2 protein-coding genes are annotated in these 537 nt (G+C 36.7%); both read right to left on the reverse strand.

The annotated features are described in order from the left end of the window. Positions 1 to 232: fimbria/pilus periplasmic chaperone (locus ABN217_RS20250; protein ID WP_349460006.1), on the reverse strand; the 232-nt coding region annotated here is incomplete at its 3' end. Between the two features lie 57 nt (positions 233 to 289). After that, positions 290 to 537: fimbrial protein (locus ABN217_RS20255; protein WP_349460007.1), on the reverse strand; the 248-nt coding region annotated here is incomplete at its 5' end.

Below are 537 nucleotides of genomic sequence, written 5' to 3' on the forward strand. Positions count from 1 at the left end.
TTAATAAAGGAGGGGTAATAACAAAATTTTGGGTCACTTTACCGTTAAGATCTTCAATCCAAGATTGTAATAAATAATTTGTGTCTTTGTCGGTATTAAATGCGACAAAGCCTTCGTTATTGCTTTGTTGATTATAAATGACTCGTGTCGTTTCTAGGCCAAAACCAGCAAAGCTTGGTGCTATGGTACCTAATAGTAGTCCTAACCCTAAAAATACATTTTTGAAAGACATAACGATAACAACCTTAATGTAAGCGCGCAGACTAAAGTATTAACCTGCGCTTAATTATTATTGATAAGTAATGGTATAGTTTAGTGTCGCGTCTGCTTGACCAGGGCTAACGGTGTCTGCCGTGCTGATATATTTAGCGACAAACTCTGCATTCCAAGTTGTATCAGCACCTTCAACGTCAATGGATTCCGTTTTGCTTCCATTAATAACCAATGCCTTACTCATATCTTTGGTGTTATAAATACGAATACCTACGTTTTTAGCGGTCTCTGAACTGGTTGGGTTATCTAATGCTAAAATTTGAT

Source organism: Proteus sp. fly-1067, from assembly GCF_040139345.1.
GTDB classification, from domain to species: domain Bacteria; phylum Pseudomonadota; class Gammaproteobacteria; order Enterobacterales; family Enterobacteriaceae; genus Proteus; species Proteus vulgaris_B.